The organism is Pseudomonas sp. MPB03 (assembly GCF_046605385.1).
Lineage (GTDB): Bacteria > Pseudomonadota > Gammaproteobacteria > Pseudomonadales > Pseudomonadaceae > Aquipseudomonas > Aquipseudomonas zanjanensis.
Genome location: NZ_CP176770.1, coordinates 2607214 through 2625074 on the forward strand (window position 1 = coordinate 2607214; position 17861 = coordinate 2625074).

At 61.9% G+C, this 17861-nt stretch carries 16 protein-coding genes; 8 read left to right on the forward strand and 8 right to left on the reverse strand.

Translation table 11 applies throughout. The features are described 5' to 3' along the window. Window position 1: 1 nt before the first annotated feature. Both ACLH0I_RS11635 and ACLH0I_RS11640 read left to right on the forward strand, forming a co-directional pair. Window positions 2-322 (forward strand): hypothetical protein, encoded by a 321-nt coding sequence (locus tag ACLH0I_RS11635; RefSeq protein WP_411387118.1) that lies wholly within the window; start codon window positions 2-4, stop codon window positions 320-322. 31 nt (window positions 323-353) lie between these two features. Then, the gene (locus tag ACLH0I_RS11640; protein WP_411387119.1) at window positions 354-716 is read left to right on the forward strand and encodes a Mor transcription activator family protein; all 363 of its coding nucleotides are present in this window, start codon (window positions 354-356) and stop codon (window positions 714-716) included. Between the two features lie 338 nt (window positions 717-1054). Here the strand turns inward: ACLH0I_RS11640 and ACLH0I_RS11645 are convergent, their stop codons facing one another. Continuing rightward, window positions 1055-2020, reverse strand: a complete 966-nt coding sequence (locus ACLH0I_RS11645) for an EamA family transporter (protein ID WP_411387120.1) — start codon at window positions 2018-2020, stop codon at window positions 1055-1057. Window positions 2021-2609: 589 nt separating this feature from the next. Between ACLH0I_RS11645 and ACLH0I_RS11650 the strand changes: the two genes are divergently transcribed. Together ACLH0I_RS11650 and ACLH0I_RS11655 are read left to right on the forward strand one after the other, a co-directional pair. Next, the gene (locus ACLH0I_RS11650; RefSeq protein ID WP_411387121.1) at window positions 2610-3740 is read left to right on the forward strand and encodes a sensor histidine kinase; all 1131 of its coding nucleotides are present in this window, start codon (window positions 2610-2612) and stop codon (window positions 3738-3740) included. Window positions 3741-3835: 95 nt separating this feature from the next. Then, complete coding sequence (locus ACLH0I_RS11655; RefSeq protein WP_411387122.1) at window positions 3836-4927, forward strand: SMP-30/gluconolactonase/LRE family protein; 1092 nt, start codon at window positions 3836-3838, stop codon at window positions 4925-4927. 239 nt (window positions 4928-5166) lie between these two features. Here the strand turns inward: ACLH0I_RS11655 and ACLH0I_RS11660 are convergent, their stop codons facing one another. The 4 genes from ACLH0I_RS11660 to ACLH0I_RS11675 form a co-directional block, all read right to left on the reverse strand. Then, on the reverse strand, window positions 5167-5553 hold the full coding sequence (locus tag ACLH0I_RS11660; RefSeq protein WP_411387123.1) for a DUF1850 domain-containing protein: 387 nt from the start codon (window positions 5551-5553) through the stop codon (window positions 5167-5169). Continuing rightward, window positions 5550-7577, reverse strand: a complete 2028-nt coding sequence (locus tag ACLH0I_RS11665; RefSeq protein WP_411387124.1) for a TRAP transporter permease — start codon at window positions 7575-7577, stop codon at window positions 5550-5552. Before ACLH0I_RS11665 ends, ACLH0I_RS11660 begins: the two co-directional genes overlap by 4 nt. Window positions 7578-7655: 78 nt before the next feature. Next, complete coding sequence (locus tag ACLH0I_RS11670) at window positions 7656-8609, reverse strand: TAXI family TRAP transporter solute-binding subunit (protein ID WP_411387125.1); 954 nt, start codon at window positions 8607-8609, stop codon at window positions 7656-7658. Window positions 8610-8894: 285 nt separating this feature from the next. Beyond that, window positions 8895-9893, reverse strand: coding sequence for a LacI family DNA-binding transcriptional regulator (locus ACLH0I_RS11675; RefSeq protein ID WP_411387126.1), 999 nt, complete (start codon window positions 9891-9893; stop codon window positions 8895-8897). A gap of 166 nt (window positions 9894-10059) precedes the next feature. Here ACLH0I_RS11675 and ACLH0I_RS11680 point away from each other — a divergent pair, with 166 nt between their 5' ends. The 3 genes from ACLH0I_RS11680 to ACLH0I_RS11690 all read left to right on the forward strand — a co-directional run bounded on the left by ACLH0I_RS11680 (window position 10060) and on the right by ACLH0I_RS11690 (window position 13776). Further along, on the forward strand, window positions 10060-11235 hold the full coding sequence (locus tag ACLH0I_RS11680; RefSeq protein ID WP_411387127.1) for a Gfo/Idh/MocA family protein: 1176 nt from the start codon (window positions 10060-10062) through the stop codon (window positions 11233-11235). Further along, complete coding sequence (locus tag ACLH0I_RS11685) at window positions 11199-12311, forward strand: sugar phosphate isomerase/epimerase family protein (RefSeq protein WP_411387128.1); 1113 nt, start codon at window positions 11199-11201, stop codon at window positions 12309-12311. Before ACLH0I_RS11680 ends, ACLH0I_RS11685 begins: the two co-directional genes overlap by 37 nt. Window positions 12312-12543: 232 nt before the next feature. Then, complete coding sequence (locus tag ACLH0I_RS11690; RefSeq protein ID WP_250962964.1) at window positions 12544-13776, forward strand: nucleoside permease; 1233 nt, start codon at window positions 12544-12546, stop codon at window positions 13774-13776. Window positions 13777-13794: 18 nt separating this feature from the next. Here the strand turns inward: ACLH0I_RS11690 and ACLH0I_RS11695 are convergent, their stop codons facing one another. Further along, window positions 13795-14451 carry a polysaccharide lyase family 7 protein gene (locus ACLH0I_RS11695; protein WP_411387129.1) on the reverse strand — a complete coding sequence of 219 codons (657 nt, stop codon included), beginning with the start codon at window positions 14449-14451 and terminating at the stop codon, window positions 13795-13797. Window positions 14452-14697: 246 nt separating this feature from the next. Here ACLH0I_RS11695 and ACLH0I_RS11700 point away from each other — a divergent pair, with 246 nt between their 5' ends. Next, a complete protein-coding gene (locus ACLH0I_RS11700; protein ID WP_411387130.1) occupies window positions 14698-15033 on the forward strand; it encodes a hypothetical protein in 336 nt (111 codons plus the stop codon). Window positions 15034-15182: 149 nt separating this feature from the next. On the opposite strand, the gene ACLH0I_RS11705 is transcribed toward ACLH0I_RS11700, so the two are convergent. Together ACLH0I_RS11705 and ACLH0I_RS11710 are read right to left on the reverse strand one after the other, a co-directional pair. Beyond that, entirely contained in the window at window positions 15183-16946 is a 1764-nt protein-coding gene (locus ACLH0I_RS11705; RefSeq protein ID WP_411387131.1) for an L-lactate permease, read from the reverse strand. Window positions 16947-17221: 275 nt separating this feature from the next. Then, entirely contained in the window at window positions 17222-17557 is a 336-nt protein-coding gene (locus ACLH0I_RS11710) for a DUF6124 family protein (RefSeq protein WP_250964480.1), read from the reverse strand. Window positions 17558-17861: the final 304 nt, after the last annotated feature.

The window sequence follows — 17861 nt, forward strand, 5'->3', positions numbered from 1 at the left end:
GATGGATTCTCTGGATTTGGTGAGGGATGCAGCGCCGATCAAGCCGTTGAGTATTTTGACGGAGGCGTTTCCGGCGCAACTGGCCGCCTTCAATGAGTTGACTCGTGACATCCGTGAAGCTGGGGTTTCGATCATGCTTTTGGTGTTCTTGGACAATAGGATCTTTATCGAGCAGGACAGTCTTGGGCTGTTCATGCGCCGATTTGGATCTCAATTGCGGGGGATTCGCTATTCGCCTGCGGGACCTCTGACCTGTAACACCGTGACCGTTCGGGGCGTCGATGTGGCTTGGTTCACGCCAGTGAAGGAGCAGGAGCAATGAATCTGGCCCTTGATGCTGCGGTGACTGCTATATGAGTGACTTCCGAAGCAAGGGGCCGGAACTGCTGGTGGATCTGACCGAACACGTTGCGGCTGCGCTTGGCGAGTTGGTGTCGATGGATGATGAGGCCGCTCGCCATGTGGCCAATGAGGTCGCCGATCGGATGGCGGCGCATTGGGGTGGGCAGAATGTCTATTTCCCCATGGGGCTGGCGGGCAAGCTGAGCCGACGGGATCGGCAGATCTACGAGGAGTTCAACGGCACCAATCAAAGCGACCTGGCGCGCAAGTGGGGGGTGTCGCTTCAGTGGATCTATAAGATCGTTAAGGCGGTTCGAAAGGATGAAATTGCGCGCCGCCAGGTCGATATGTTCGCCCCGCCAGTCGATGACTGAGCGGGGCGTTTTCATTGCACTGGTTGCAACGGTATTGCATAGGCTGTCCCAGTTTGTGCCAGCCTAGCCCGGAATAGCCCGGATTTATCTCGCTTATGCGGTAGGATTTATCTCAACCCTGAACACGCAGGGCGAAGACTTAATTTTCAGGTCCGTGTGGGTCTGTCTGGACCCATGGCGGGGCATACGCTGTAGCGCTGACTGAACACCTTTGTGGCGAGGGAGCTCGCTCCCGCTGGCCTGCGAAGCAGGCCCAAGGCATTGGCGACCGCTTCGCGCTGGAACGCCAGCCCGGCCGAGCGGGAGCAAGCTCCCTCGCCACAATCGGTTCGGTCAATTCAATTTGTCGGTTCAGCCACCGGCGCCTTGGCCCGCTCAACCTTGCGATAGGTCAGCAACACGATGCCTGTCACCACAATCGCGCCGCCCAGGATCTGGCCCGGGTTGAGCATCTGGTCCAGCACCAGCCAACCGATCAGCAGCGTCGCCAGCGGTTCGATGTTCATCACCGGGGCGTTGCGCGGCATGTCCAGCCGGGGTACGGAAATGAACAGCACGATGAACCCGGTGCCATAGAGCACCACCAAGGTTGCCAGGGCAAACCAGCCGGTGCTGCTGGCTGGCAGGTCGAAGCCGCCGGGCAGGGCACCGGTCAGGCCGGCGAGGTTGACGCTGCTGAACACGATGAAAATCGTCAGCAGGCTGCGGACTGAGCCGCGCACCTGGGACAACTTGTGATCAGTGATCCACAGCGCACAGGCGAACACACACGCGGCGCAGAAGGCCAGGCCCACCCCGAGCAGCCATTGCGGACCAACGTCCTGCCCGGACGACAACCGCGCCGGCACTTCCAGCACGAACACCAGCCCCACCAGGATCATACCCATCAACGCGGCGGTGCGCGCCGTCGGGCGGGGGCCACCCAACGCCCAGGTCAGCAAGGCCAGCAGGATCGGAAACACGTTGCCCACCAACAAGGCCAACGCCACCGGCACCCGCGCCACAGCGGAGTACAGGCACAGGCTCTGGGCGCCGATCAACAGCCCCAGGGTCAATTGCCAACGCCACGCACCGGGCGACAAGCGCAGACTCTGCCGTTGCCAGAGCACCATCGCCGCCAGCACCAGCAGCGTCCCGCCCGAACGCAAAAGGATCGCCAGCAACACCCCGGCACCGTCATCGAACGCGGCCCGGGCGGCGACGTGGTTGCCGGCGAAGGCGCAGCCCATGCACAGCAGGACCAGTACGGCGAGGTGGCGGGGTAACGGTGTGGGGATAGCAGGTGTGGCGGTGGAGCGGGTCATGGCAGATGTCTCGAAGGCGACCGCCAAGGCAAAAGGCCCCGGATCGGTTATTTTAAGTTATAGGTTGTCGTACAACTCTAAGGTTTTTATCTCATGGGGTGCAAGGGACAAGATCGGCGGGCCTGTGCGCTCGGTTGCATGGGGGCGGTCGCGATAGCGGTGGTTCAGTCACATGGATGCTGGGCTTGCTGGCCTCTTCGCGAGCAAGCTCGCTCCCACAGGGGGGACTGGGTGGGCATGAGTTTTGTGTCTGTTGAAAATCCAGTGTGGGAGCGAGCTTGCTCGGGATAGCGGTGGTTCAGTCAATGAAGATGTTGGATGTACCGGCCTCTTCGCGAGCAAGCTCGCTCCCAAAGGGGGACTGGGTGGGCATGAGTTTTGTGTCTGTTGAAAATCCAGTGTGGGAGCGAGCTTGCTCGCGATAGCGGTGGTTCAGTCAATGAAGGTGTTGGATGTGCTGGCCTCTTCGCGAGCAAGCCCGCTCCCATAACGGCTTGGTGAACAGCATTACGCACATTGCCCAGCGCTTTGCTGTACAACCATCAGGCCGCTGTGTCGTCTACAGCATTGCCTTCTTGCGGGAAAACTCATGCGCCTGGCCGATTTCATCCTCGACAACATCGAGCCGATTCTTCAGGCGTGGGAAGACTTCGCCAAAACCATCACCCCCGCGTCCATTGGCATGGATTCCGTGGCCCTGCGCGACCATGCCGAGCAGATGCTGCGCACCATCGCCGCTGACCTGCGCACTTCCCAAACGCGCAAGGAGGCGATTGCCAAGTCCCACGGGGAAGCGCCGGCGACCGAGGCCGAAACCGCCGCCGAAACCCATGCGGTCATCCGCCAGTCTTCGGGTTTTACCGTGGAGCAAATGGTTTCCGAATACCGGGCCCTGCGCACCAGCGTGCTCATGCTCTGGATGCCGCACATGCAACTGGATCACAAGCAGGTCATGGACGATCTGATTCGATTCAACGAGGCCGTGGACCAGGCCTTGGCCGAGTCCGTGGTCAGTTATTCGGCAGCGGTGGATGCGTCGCGCAACATCTTCCTGGGGATTCTTGGGCATGACCTGCGCAGCCCCTTGGGCGCGATCCTGCTGAGTTCCGAAGTGCTGCTACGGGCCGGGGACCTGCCCGCCAAAGCCACCAAGATCACGTCGCGCATCTACACCAGCGTCAAGCGGGCCAACAAGATCGTCGGCGATCTGCTGGATTTCACCCGTACCCAACTCGGCTCGGGCATTCCGGTGCAGCGTTTCAACGGTGATCTGGTGGCCGCTTGCGAAGGCATGGTGGAGGAGGCGCGGGCCTATCATCCGGAAAGCGAAATCCTCTTTGAAACGACCGGTGCCCTGGAGGGGCTGTTCGATCCGGCCCGTATGGAGCAGGTGTTCGCCAACCTGATCGGCAACGCTGTCCAGCATGGCACCGAAGGCACGCCGATTACCGTTTCGTTGAGCGTTGAACGGGATATGGCAGTGATCGCGATCAACAACCAGGGCAAGCCTATCGAGAAAGAGGCCATCGCCAGCATCTTCAATCCGATGGTCCGAAATCTGCGCAGCGGTGAAGCGCAATATGGTTCCACGGCCGGGCTCGGGCTGGGCCTGCACATCGCCTCGGCAATCGTATCGGCCCATCAGGGCACCATCGAGGTGCATTCGAAGGCACGAGTCGGCACGACCTTCACCGTGCGCATACCGCTGCACCCGGACTGAGAGTTGTCCAGGTGAGCCGCTTCATCTACTTGTACGATGTCTTATCACGGAGTAAAACTGTCGTCCCGTCCAATAATAATTAACGGAGACGCACGATGGATGCTTCGCAATCTGCAACCGCCGCCGATCAAGGCCGCCGGGTCTTCCTGAAAAAATCCCTGGTGGTCTCGGCCGCCGCCGCAACCCTCGGCAACCTGCCGGGGCTCGCCCAGGCCGAGCCCTTGAGCCAGCGTTACCCGGACCCGCTGATCAACATCCTTGATCCCAGCTTCATGGACTTGCGCATCTTCAACGCCAGCGTGGAGAAGCTCGCCAGCGGCCTGCGTTGGGCGGAAGGGCCGGTGTGGGTCGGTGACGGGCGTTACTTGCTGGTCAGTGACATCCCCAACAACCGCATCGTGCGCTGGGATGAAGTCACCGGTGGCCTGTCGGTGTACCGGGAAAACTCCAATTTCTCCAACGGCATGTGCCGAGATCGCCAGGGGCGACTGCTGGTGTGCGAAGGCTCCACCACCGCCAGCGAAGGCCGGCGTATCACTCGCACCGAACACAACGGCACCCTCACCGTGCTGGCGGACAGTTTCGAGGGCAAGCCTTTCAACTCGCCCAACGACATCGTCTGCAAGCGGGACGGTTCGGTCTGGTTCACCGACCCACCGTTCCAGACCGGCAACAACTACGAAGGGCACAAAGTCACCCCGGTCCAACCCCACGCGGTGTACCGCATCGACGGCGAAACCAGCAAGGTCAGTCGGGTGATCGACGACCTGGCGGGGCCGAACGGGTTGTGTTTCTCCCCGGACGAGAAAACCCTCTATGTGGTCGAGGGCCGCGCCAAGCCCAACCGCTTGGTCTGGGCCATCGCGGTCAAGGCCGACGGCACCCTGGGCGAGCGGCGCAAGCACATCGAAGGCCTGGATTACGCAGCGATCGACGGCATCAAGTGCGATGAAAGCGGCAACCTCTGGTGCGGTTGGGGCGGCAATGGCGACCCCAAGGCCGACCTGGAAAAACTCGACGGCGTGCGGGTGTTCAACCCCGAAGGCAAGGCCATCGGGCACATCTCGCTGCCGGAGCGATGCCCTAACGTCTGCTTCGGCGGCCGGGAAGGCAATCGGTTGTTCATGGCCGGCAGCCATTCGTTGTATTCGCTGTTCGTGAATACCCGAGGGGCGACGTTTGCCTGATTGAAGCATCCATCTTCGATGGCGTGATGGTCTCTGTGGCGAGGGAGCTTGCTCCCGCTGGGCTCTGTAGGAGCTGGCGAAGCCTGCGATCTTTTGATCTTGATCTTTCGCTTTTGACTTAATTGTCAGTGGAAAGATCGCAGCCTCGCTCCGCTCGACAGTTCCTACAGGCGCAGCCCAGCGGGAGCAAGCTCCCTCGCCACAGATGTCTACTTTTTCTCAGGTGTTTTCTGATGGGCTCAGGACTGTCCGCAACTCCACAGCTCCACCGTCGGCTGGCCCGCCGTAGGCGGCCCCAACCAATGACTCATCGGCCGACAACCCCCGTCGAAACACAATTGATAATCACCGGCCTGGGGCGTGCGCCCCAGTTTCAGCGGTTGTAGGGGCGGCACCTGGCGCTGATAGTGCCAACTGCCATTTTCCAGCCGGGCATTGTCGGGAATCTCCATGCCCGCGCCGTTGCCCTTGACCCTGGCCTCACCCAGAACCAGGCCCTGCTCACTGACGCGATAGTCTTCCTCCCAGCGGATCTTCTCGATGGTGTGGTTCCACGCCAGGGTGAAATCGGTCACGGCAAGCTGGGCCCAGACCACGCCGGACAGGCCCAGGCACAGCCCGATCACGTCAAGGCCCGTCCGCTACGTCGCGCGCGCCAAACATGCTGGAAGATCAGCAGCCCACCGAGCACGAAGCCAATCTCATCGGTCAGGGGCATGGCAACCACCAGTAACGCGCCAGCGGCGAAGCACATCAGGCGTTCCCACACCGGCATTTTCTGTTGCATATAACCGGTGGAGGCCATCCCCCAGAGCCCGATGGCCAACAACGTCTTGACCAGCATGTACGCGGTCATCCACAGGTTGTCGCCCTGGAGCATCAAGGCCGGGTTATAGACCGTCATGAACGGGATGACGAAACCGGCGAGGGCGATGCGCACCGCCCAGAAGCTGATCTTCAGGCCACTTTCCCGGGCAATGGGCGCGGCGGCGAAACACGCCAGTGCCACCGGTGGCGTCAGGTCGGCGAGGATGCCGAAATAGAACACGAACATGTGCGACACGATCAGCGGCACGCCCAGTTCCAGCAGGGCCGGCGCGGCGATGGAACTGGTGATGATGTAGTTGGGAATGGTCGGGATACCCATGCCCAGTACCAGGCAGGTGAGCATGGTCAACAGCAGCGACAGGAACAGATTGTCCTTGCCGATCGCCAGGATGTAACCGGCGAAGGTGGACGCCACGCCCGTCAGCGACACCACGGCGATGATGGTGCCGACCAAGGCGCAGGCGATCCCCACCGGAACGGCGTGGCGGGCACCGTCCACCAAGGCGTGCAGGCAGATGACCAGGGTTTCCCGCGTGCCTTGCATGAACCAGCACGCCACCACCAGCAGGCCGATCACCGCAAACACGATGCCGATGCCCATCCTGAAGAATCCGACGCAGAGTATGCCCAGCGCGACCCAGAAGGCGCAGCGCAAGGCGTAGCTCGAGACTTTGAGAATGATCGCCGAACCGAGAATCACGATGGCCGTCAGCGCCAGCCCGACCATGCCGGAGAACAGCGGCGTGCGTCCGGAAAACAGCAGATAGACCAGCACCCCCAGCGGGATCAGCAGGAACCAGCTCTCCTTGACCGCGCCCCACGCGCTGGGGCATTGGTCCTTGGGCAGGCCCTTGAGGTCGGAGCGCTTGGCTTCCAGGTGAACCATCCAAAATACCGAGCCGAAATACAGGCACGCCGGTATCAGCGCAGCCTTGGCGATTTCCACGAACGGCACGTTGATGGTCTCGGCCATGATGAACGCCACCGCGCCCATCACGGGTGGCATGATCTGGCTGCCCATGCTCGACGTCGCTTCCACGCCGCCGGCAAACGCCGCCTTGTAGCCAAAGCGTTTCATCAGCGGAATGGTGAACTGCCCGGTCGTCACCACGTTGGCGATGCCCGAGCCGGTGATGGTGCCCATCAGCGCCGACGACACCACCGACACCTTTGCCGGACCGCCCAGCTTGTGACCGAACAGGCCCATGGCGAAATCGGTGAACAGCTTGATCATGCCGGCCTTTTCCAGGAAGGCGCCAAACAGGATGAACAGGAAAATGTAGGTGGCCGACACATAGGTCGGCGTGCCGTAGAGCCCTTCGGTGCCGAAGGACAATTGATTGACCAGTTGATCGACACCGTAGCCGCGATGGGCCAGGTCGCCTGGCAGGTGTTCGCCGAACAGGCCATAGGCCAGGAACAGGCCGCAGATGATCGGCAAGGCAATGCCCATCACCCGCCGCGCCGCCTCGAACACCAGCACGATCAGGATGACCCCGATGACCATGTCGGCAGTCGTCAGGTCGCCGGAACGCTGGATCAGGTCGGCCTCGAACACCCATTGATAGAGCGCCGTTGCCATTCCCGCCAGGCCCAACGCCCAGGCCAGGGGTTGCCAGGGTCGTTGCTTGCCATGGGCGGGGTAGCTGAGGAACACCACCCACAGCAGAAAGCCCACATGCACCGCCCGCAGCACAATGCTGGAAACCGGTGAAAAGGCTGCCGTGATGATTTGAAAGATGGAAAACAGCAACGCCACGTAGAACAGCGTCTTGGGCCAGTCCCGCGGGTCCGTGGCGATGCCGTGCTGGTCTTCACTCATGAAATGCCTGCCTGTTGTCGACGTGCGGAGGTGGAACGCAATGCTGCAACGGCGGCGTGCGCCGTTGCAGGCCAGGGGCTATAGCGCGCCCACTTCCTTGTAGTAGCGCTCGGCACCGGGGTGGAGCGCGATGGGCAGGTTTTTCGCGGCGTTTTTCAGGTTGATGTCCTTGGCCGCCGAATGGGAAGTGCCCAGGCGGGCGAGGTTGTCGAACAGCAGCTTGGTCATCTGATAGGCCACTTCGTCCGGGACGTCCGCGCGGGTCACCAGAATATTGGTGATGGCCACGGTGGGCACGGCCTCGGCCTGGCCATCGTAGGTGTTGGCGGGGATCATCGCGCCCTGATAGGCCGGGTTGCCGATTTTCTGTACCACGTCGGTGGGAATCGACACGTAATTCAACTTCATCGTCGACGCCAGGTCACGAATGGCCGCCATGCCCAGGCCGGAGGATTGCAGGGTGGCGTCCAGTTGCCGGTTCTTGATCAGGTCGACCGATTCGGCGAACGGCAGGTACTGGACCTTCATGTCGTTGTAGGTCAGCCCCGCCGCCTTGAAGATCGCCCGGGCGTTGAGCTCGGTGCCGGATTTCGCCGCGCCCACGGAAACGGTCTTGCCCTTGAGGTCCGCCAGGGTCTTGATCCCCGATTCCTCGCTGGCAACGATCTGGATGTAATTGGGGTACGCGCCGGCAATCGCCCGCAGCTTGGTCAGCGGTGCCTTGAAGCCGGCATCCTCCACGCCGTTTTTCGCGTCGGCCACCGAGTCGCCCAAGGCCAGCGCCAACTCACCGCGCCCGGCTTGCAGCAGGTTCAGGTTTTCCACCGACGCCTTGGTGGCCTGGACCGACGTCTTGGAACCTTCGATGCCGCTGCTGTAGATCTGTGAAAGCCCGACCCCGATCGGGTAATACACACCGCTGGTGCCTCCGGTCAGGATGTTGATAAACACCGGGGGAGCCGCATGAGCGGTGGTGGTGACCACCAAGGTTGCCGCGGCGGCCAGGAGGGTGAAGCGCTTGTTGACTCGCATGGGGAACTCTCCGTCTTGTTATGGCTTTATGCAGAGTCCTTCCACTGTAGTTCAAACGGGGGCGGAGGCGAGTCGAGGCACCGTAAAGGCTTTTTGTGGCGAGGGAGCTTGCTCCCGCTGGGCTCTGTAGGAGCTGGCGAAGCCTGCGATCTTTTGATTTTGATCTTTCGCTTGAGACTCAAGTGTCTTGGGAAAGATCGCAGCCTCGTTGCACTCGTCAGCTCCTACACAGCTCCTACAGGGCGCGCCCCAGCGGGAGCAAGCTCCCTCGCCACAGGTTCCTGGTCACGCCAGGGGCGCTGTACTGCCACGTACCGTCAATTTAAACGGCAACACCACATGCCGTTCGGCAATCGGCTTCTTCTCGATCAAGGCAATCAGCATCTGCACCGCCTTTTGACCAAACGCTTCGGCAGGCTGGGAAATGGTGGTCAGGGGCGGGTCGCAGTAGGCGGCGAACGGGATGTCGTCAAAGCCCACCAGGGAAATATCCTCGGGCACTCGCAGGCCCATGTGCTTGATGCGCCTGAGCGCGCCGATGGCCATTTCGTCGTTTTCACAGAACAGCGCGCTGGGGCGGTCGGCCAACGCCAGCATCGCGCCGGCACCGTCGTCACCGGCCTTCAAGGTGAAGTCGCCATGGCAAATCAGGCTGGGGTCGACGGCGATGCCGGCCTGGCCCAGGGCATCTTGATATCCGGCCACGCGGTCCAGGGTCAGCGGGCTGCTGCGCGGGCCCTTGATGATGCCGATGCGCCGGTGGCCGAGGCCGATCAGATGCTCGGTCATGGCCTGGGCGGCGGCGCGGTTGTCGAGGCTGATGGTCGGGTAGGGTGCACCCTTGACCACTTCACAGGCGTTGACCAGCGGCAGGCTTTCAGCGCCTGTGGGCATCGATTCGTAAGGATCGCTGGCGCGCAACTGGATCACCCCGTCCGCCTGGTGGGCATAGACCAGGGCGGCGAACTCCCGCTCGACCTCCACCCGGCCCTGGGTGTCGCATAGCAGCAATCGGTAACCCGCCGCCTGCGCGGCCTGCTGCGCGCCACTGATGACCCGGGCGAAAAACGTGTTGGCGATAGCCGGCACCAGGATCACCAGGTTGCCGGTGCGACGGGAGCGAAACTGCACCGCCATCAGGTTGGGCCGGTAGCCGGCCTGTTCCACGGCCGCGTTGACCTTGTCCCGGGTCTCGGGAAGCACCCGCTCGGGGGATTTCAGCGTTCTGGACACCGTGGCCACTGAAACACCCGCCAGCCGGGCCACTTCACGAATGTTGGACAAAATCACCTCGGGGAACAGGGGTACGGTGGGGGAGCTTACCGCAGGTTGGGCGCCTGACAAATGTTCAGGTGTGAACCCGTTGGGTTTGACACGGAGGGAAACTGAGCCTAGATTTCCGCCATGATGTAACCGGTTACATCATCATCCTGACAGGAAGAGAATCGCGATGAATCCTGTAGCACCGAAAATAAGAATGGGCTTCGTCGGCGGTGGAGAGGGCGCGTTCATCGGCCAGGCCCATCGTCAGGCGGCGGGCCTGGATGGCGGTTTCGAGCTGGTGTGCGGCGCGTTTAGCCGCGACCCTCACAACACCCGGCAAACCGGCGCGGCCCTGGGCCTGACGGCGTCGCGTTGCTACCACGACTGGCAGCAGATGCTCGACACCGAAGCGCTGCTGCCGCTTGACCAGCGCATGGAACTGCTGGTGATCGTCACGCCCAATCACCTTCACGCACCCATTGCCAGCCAGGCCTTGAAAGCCGGTTTTCATGTGTTCAGCGAGAAGCCCGCCGCCCTGGACCTCAAGGAGTTGCTCGCCCTCAAGCAAGTGCTGCAAGGCAGCCGTTGCCTCTACGGCCTGGCCCACACCTACCTGGGCTACCCCATGGTGTGGCAGGCCCGGGACATGGTGCGTTCGGGTGTGATCGGCGCGGTGCGCAAAGTGCTGGTCGAATATCCCCAAGGCTGGCTCAGCCAGGATGTCGCCGCCCAGGGCAACAAACAGGCTGAGTGGCGTGACGACCCCTCGCAGTCCGGCCTGGGCGGGTGCATCGGTGACATCGGCACCCATGCGTTTTCCCTGGCCGAGTTCGTCGCCGACCAACCCATCCAGCAGCTGTGCGTGGCGTTGGGCACGCACGTTCCGGGCCGGCAGTTGGACGACGACGCGGCGATGCTGTTCAAGATGGCGGGCGGTGCCAGCGGTGTGTTGATCGCCAGCCAAGTCTGCACCGGCGAAGAGAACCCGCTGAAGATTCGCGTCTACGGCGACAAGGGCGCCTTGGAGTGGCGCCAGGAAGAACCGGCGAGCCTGATCCATCGCGCCTTCGACCAACCCTTGCGCATCCTGCGCAGCGGTGTCGGCCAGCCGTGGCTGTGCGAGGCGGCTCAACGTCGCATGCGTCTGCCGGCCGGGCATCCCGAGGGTTACCTGGAAGCCATGGCCAACCTCTATGGCGATTTCGCCCAGGCCATTCGCAGCCATGCCGAAGGCCCTGACGCCCCAGGCGTACCCGGCATCGAGACCGGTTTGCGGGGCATGGCGTTCATCGAGGCCGCGATCCTCAACCACCGCGGCGAGGCGAAATGGACCACCGTGCAAACTGGAGCATCCTTGTTGTGAATACCCCCGACCCAACACCGAGCGGCTTGCGCGGCCCAGGCATTTTCCTGGCGCAGTTCATGTCCGCCGAGGCCCCGTTCGACACCCTGGCCAACATTGCCCAGTGGGCCGCTTCGCAAGGCTACAAAGCCATTCAAGTGCCGACCTCGGGCACGCAATACATCGACCTGGCCCGGGCCGCCGAGTGCCAGGACTATTGCGATGAACTCAGGACCACCTGTGCCCAGGCCGGTGTGGCGATCAGCGAGTTATCGACGCACCTGCAAGGCCAATTGGTGGCGGTGCACCCGGCGTTCGACGCGCTGTTCGATGACTTCGCCCCGGCCCATGTGCGTGGCCAGCCCCAAGCGCGGACCGAGTGGGCAATCGAGCAACTCAAGCTGGCCGCCCGCGCCAGCCAGCGTCTCGGCCTGAAGGCCCATGCGACGTTTTCCGGTGCGCTGTTGTGGCCCTATGTCTATCCGTGGCCGCAACGCCCGGCGGGTTTGGTGGAGCAGGGCTTTGCCGAACTGGCCCGGCGCTGGTTGCCGATTCTCGATTGCTTCGACGCGGCGGGGGTGGACCTGTGCTACGAAATCCACCCCGGCGAAGACCTCCACGACGGGGCCTCGTTCGAGCGCTTCCTGGAGGCGGTGGATCATCACCCACGGGCGGCGATTCTCTACGACCCCAGCCATCTGCTGTTGCAACAGATGGACTACCTGGGCTTCATCGATCGCTACCACGAACGCATCCGCATGTTTCACGTCAAGGACGCCGAGTTCCGCCCCGATGCCCGTTCCGGCGTGTACGGCGGTTACCAGGGCTGGGTCGATCGCCCCGGGCGGTTCCGTTCATTGGGTGACGGCCAGATCGATTTCAAATCGATCTTCAGCAAGCTGACCCAATACGATTTCAGCGGTTGGGCGGTCCTGGAATGGGAATGTTGCCTGAAGGATTCGCAACAGGGGGCTGCTGAAGGGGCGGCGTTCATCCAGCGGCACATGATCAGCAAGACCGGCAAGGCGTTCGACGATTTCGCCAGCGTCACGGCGGATGAGGACTCCAATCGGCGGTTGTTGGGTTTGCTTAGATAGCCGCCCAAAGCAAACCCCCCGTGGCGAGGGAGCTTGCTCCCGCTGGGCTGCGAAGCGGCCCCAAACAGGCTGGCGCGGTTTTCCAGGAACACCGCGTCAGGAGGTTTTACGACTGCTTCGCAGCCGAGCGGGAGCAAGCTCCCTCGCCACAAAAGCAGGCCATAAAAAGCAAGCCACAAGCGCTGTGCAAGCTTTTCATTTTCACAAGAAAAACAATAAAACGGTGACTGTCATGACCACGATGAATGCACGCCTGAGCGTGATGATGTTCCTGCAATTCTTTATCTGGGGCGGCTGGTTCGTCACCCTCGGCACCTTTCTCTCCAGCACCCTGGGCGCCAGCGGTGGGCAGATCGGCATGGCCTTCTCCACGCAATCGTGGGGGGCGATCATTGCGCCGTTCGTCATTGGCCTGATCGCCGACCGCTTCTTCAACGCCGAACGGATCCTGGCGGTGCTGCACCTGCTCGGCGCGGTGTTGCTGTATCAGCTGTATTCGGCGGCGGATTTCAGCGTGTTCTACCCGTATGTGCTGGTGTACATGGTGGTCTACATGCCAACGCTGGCCCTGGTCAATTCCGTGGCGTTCCGGCAGATGCGCGACCCGGCGCTGGAGTTCTCTCGCATCCGGGTGTGGGGCACCATTGGCTGGATCGTCGCCGGCGTGGTAATCAGCTTCGTGTTCGCCTGGGATTCGCGCGATGCGATCGCGGCTGGCGGCTTGCGCAATACGTTCCTGATGGCCGCCATCGCATCCCTGGTCCTCGGGCTCTACAGCTTCACGCTGCCGGCCACGGCACCGCTCAAGGAACAGGCCAGCGCTGGCGGCGTCAAGCAACTGCTGGGGCTGGATGCGTTGGGGCTGTTGAAGGATCGCAGTTACCTGGTGTTTTTCATCGCCTCGATCCTGATCTGCATTCCCTTGGCGTTCTATTACCAGAATGCCAACCCGTTCCTGGCCGAAACCGGCATGACCAACCCCACGGCGAAGATGGCCATCGGGCAGGTCTCGGAAGTGTTGTTCATGCTGCTGTTGCCGCTGTTCATCCAGCGCTTCGGCATCAAGCTGGCGCTGCTGGTGGGCATGCTGGCGTGGGCGTTGCGCTACGTATTGTTTGCCTACGGCAATAACGGCGACCTGGCGTTCATGCTGTTCACCGGCATTGCCCTGCACGGCATCTGCTACGACTTCTTTTTTGTCTCGGGGCAGATCTACACCGACGCCAAGGCACCGGAGCGCTTCCGCAGCTCGGCCCAGGGCCTGATTACCTTGGCGACTTATGGTGTGGGGATGCTGATCGGTTTCTGGGTGGCGGGGCAGGTGACCGATCACTTTGTCGTGGCCGGTGGGCATGACTGGCAGAGCATCTGGCTGTTCCCGGCCGGTTTTGCGCTGCTGGTGTTGGTCGGCTTTGTGTTTACCTTCCGTGGCCAGCAGGCAATCGCTGCGCCATCAAAGGCCTGAAGCAGGGCTGGGCGCCAGTCATTTGTGACTGGCGCTCAGTTTGGTGTAGGTCACTTTCCCGCCTTCATTGGAATAGCCCTTGTTATCCAAGGTGTAGACGCCGGCCTTGAAATAGAAGTTGTAGCCTTGCCAGGACTTGTCCAACTTCACCTGTTTACCGCTCTTGCCGATCAGCACCGAGAGCTGGCCTTGCTTGTCCATTTGCAACGTATACGAGAAGGATTTGTTCAACGGCACCTTGGGCACGGTGTAGATCACCGGGCTTTTCTTGTCCTTGGGCTTGAACCGGTATTCCACGTCGATATTGCCGATGCCCTTTTCGTAGCGGTACACCAGTTTCAACAAGGGCGTCGGCGCATCCTTGGCGTGAATCTGCGCCACCACCACACGGCCTTCGGAAGGCACCTGGTTCACCGACAGCTCGCCCTTGAGGGTGTTGATGCCGCTGTTGTAGCGCCAGTTGAGGTGTTTCCCGTCCCGGCTGGTTTCCCGCAGTTCGGAACGCGGGTATTGGCTGTTACCGGTATGGGAGCCGGTCACGGGCGCCCAGAAGATGATCCTCTGGCCGTTATTGTCGAAATACTTGTTCTTCAAGGTCGGCATGGCTTTGGTCGCCACGACCTGCGCCGGCGTTTGCACCGGCAGGGTTACGCTCCAGACAGTCACGTCAATCATATGAAAACCTCCAACGGGAGCGGCCGTTACCTGGCGGCCGTCAAGACAAAGAACGGCCTTCCGTGGCGTAGTTTTCATGTTATCGACGAGGGTCTGTTTCGCTGGAGGCGCACCTGACGGATGGCTCTGCGATGAGCCTTACGGGCACTGAATTGGGCGGATTATGGTGTGTCAATTTATTACTGATCGGTTAGAGTACGCGCCGCCCGAGAGACGGATCCCGGGCGTCTTCCCATGGAGCGTCAAATGAATCACCTCAGCAAAGTTGTTGCGTGCGCACTGTTCGGCCTGGCCCTGGCGGGTTGCACCGGCACCCCGATGAAAACCCAGCAATACGACAGCACCCAATACACCGTTGTCGGCCACAGTGAAGCCAAGGCCACCGGCCTGCTGCTGTTCGGTCTGATCCCGATCCAGCAGAACAACCGTTTCGTGCGCGCCCAGAACGCCGCGATCAAGGCCAAGGGCGGCGACGCCATGATCAACACCCAAGTCCAGGAAAACTGGTTCTGGGCCTGGGTCCTGACCGGCTACACCACCTCGGTGTCCGGTGATGTGGTCAAGCTGAAAAGCGTTCAGTAACACCAAGCGTTAAAGGTAAGCGTGCTTACCCGTGGCGAGGGAGCTTGCTCCCGCTGGGGCGCGCAGCGGCCCCGTTTTTTGCGGTCGCTGCGCAACCGAGCGGGAGCAAGCTCCCTCGCCACAACAGCCCGATCATGCCCGATCCTCTGTCAGCGTCCGCCCACCACCATATGCGTGAACGGCTCGACATACGCCTGCAACGTCACCAGCCCGCCCACCAGGATCGCCAAGACCACCGAGTGGAAAAACACGTAGCGCAGGATTTCGCCTTCGTGGCCGTACCAACGTGTCGCGGTGGAGGCGACCACGATCGACTGGGCGTCGACCATTTTGCCCATCACCCCACCAGAACTGTTGGCCGCGGCCATCAGCACCGGGCTAATGCCCAACTGTTCCGCCGTCACCCGTTGCAAACCGCCGAACAACACGTTGGACGCCGTGTCCGAACCGGTCAGCGCCACGCCGAGCCAGCCCAGCAGGGTGCCGAACATCGGATAGAAAATGCCCGTGGCGGCGAAAGCCAGGCCCATGGTCGCGTCCAGGCCTGAATAACGCGTGAGGAACCCCAGCGCCAACATCGCCACGATGGTGATCAGCGAGTAGCGCACCACCCACAGCGTGCGCAGGTAGTGGCGCACCAGTTGCGGGATGGAGTAGCCCATCAGCAAGCCACCGAGAATCGCCGCCAGGAAGATGCCGCTGCCCGTGGCGGTGAACCAGTTGAACTTGTAGACCGCTTCCTCGGTTTTCGGCTGCGGGACCACGGGCGGGACTTTTTCGATCTGCTGGTGGATGGTGCCGAAGGTCACCAGTGGCGAGAAGATCGGGTTGGCCTCGCGCATCGGCTTGCCTTGGGGGTCGAGCTTGGCCGATTGGGTTTGCGGGTCCAGTGCCGGGCGGGTGTCGAACAGATTCTTGAAGCCCTGGGTGCCCCAGGCGAAGACGAATACCGTGAGGATGATCCAGGGCATCCAGGCACGCAGCACGGCGGGGCGGTTGTCGCTGCCGAAAGCGCCGGTGGTGACCGGTTGCTGCTGCTCGCTCGCGTCGATCTTGGAGTCATCGTGGCGCCCCGTCAACGCCGCGGACGTATGCACCGTGGCTGGCTTCCAGACCTTGAGGAAACCGGTGAGGCAGGCCATGGAAATCAACGCGGCGATGACATCCACCAGCATCGGCCCGTGGTAGTTGGACACCAGGAACTGCGGGATGGCGAAGCTGACGCCGGCCACCAGGATCGCCGGCCAGACCTCCAGCATCTTGCGCCACCCGGCGAAGGCCCAGATCAACCAGAACGGCACCAGCACCGAGAAAAACGGCAACTGCCGACCGACCATCATCGACAATTCCATTTCATCCAGCCCGGTGACTTTGGCCAGGGTGATGATGGGCGTGCCGAGGGCGCCGAACGCCACCGGCGCGGTGTTGGCGATCAGTGCCAGGCCCGAGGCGGCCAAGGGAGAAAACCCCAGCCCGATCAGGATCGCACCGGTCACCGCCACCGGCGTGCCGAAGCCCGCCGCGCCTTCGAAGAACGCGCCAAAACAAAAGGCGATCAGCAGCAGTTGCAGGCGCCGGTCGTCGGTGATGCGCGCGAGGGAGTCCTGCAGGACCTTGAACGAACCGTTTTCGGTGGTCAGCCGGTGCAGGAAAATGATGTTGAGGACAATCCAGCCGATGGGCAGCAGGCCGTTGGCCGCGCCATACAACGCCGCCGAACCGGCCATGTCGGCGGGCATGCCGAAGGCGAAGATCGCGATCAGCAAGGCCGAGGCCAGGGCGTACAACGCCGCCAGGTGCGCCTTGACATGAAAGAACGCCAGGGACGCCAGCATCACCACCACCGGAACCGCCGCCAGGAGCGTCGACAGCACCGCATTACCGAAGGGATCGTAGACTTGTTGCCAGACCATGTTCCACCTCTGCTTTTTATTGTTGGAAGTGCAGGCCCCGGGGGGATTGGCAGAGAAGTATAGGCGGGGATTTGTTAAGCGATTGCCAGGCAAACCCCTGTGGCGAGGGAGCTTGCTCCCGCTGGGTGGCGAAGCCGCCCCAAGAATTTGTGTTGAAACAATGAACCTGGGCCTGCTGCGCAGTCCAGCGGGAGCAAGCTCCCTCGCCACAAAAGCGGGTTCGCGCTGGCCTCTGGGCGCTGTTCCTCAGAGGCCAGTTTCAAGGGGTGGATTGGCTAGCGTGCTTCGACGTTATCCAGCGCACGGTTCGCCAGCATTGCGCTCAGTTCGATCAATTGCTGGATACCCAGGGCAATGTGGCGTCTTGAGCCTTTCAGGTCGAAGGCCAGGTCACTGACCATGGCATTGGCCGAGGCCAGGTTTTCGCTGAGGTTGGCGAGCAGGGTTTCGGTGTCGATGCCGGGGGCAACGGTGAACAGCTGGCCGGGATCGGCCTCGGGTTTGCTGGGTTTGGGCTTGAGGTAGGAATCGAGGATGCGGTCGGCGGCTTTGTCGAATGCTTTTGAATTGGATGGATCGGTGTCCGGTGGGTTGGGCGTTACTTTGAACATAGTTGAGGCTCATGTGGAAGTTTGACGGAGCCATCACCCTCGCTACCAAACGAAGGGTGGCGGCCATACGCAGGTTGGTAGACCGGTCCACATGAACACCGGCGCGCCCGAGGGCGCCCTACGCATGGCCACCATTGAATGCAAATGCTGAAACGCGCCTGCAAAAAAGTGAGCCGTGCGTCATGTAGAGGACGGGCTACCAAACCCGATCGCTGATTTATCAGCGACGGGGAAACGATAAAGCCCGACCTCCAGGCGCACAAGCCGGCGGATTCTGGCGTAGTTGTAGGTAACGGCGCAAGAC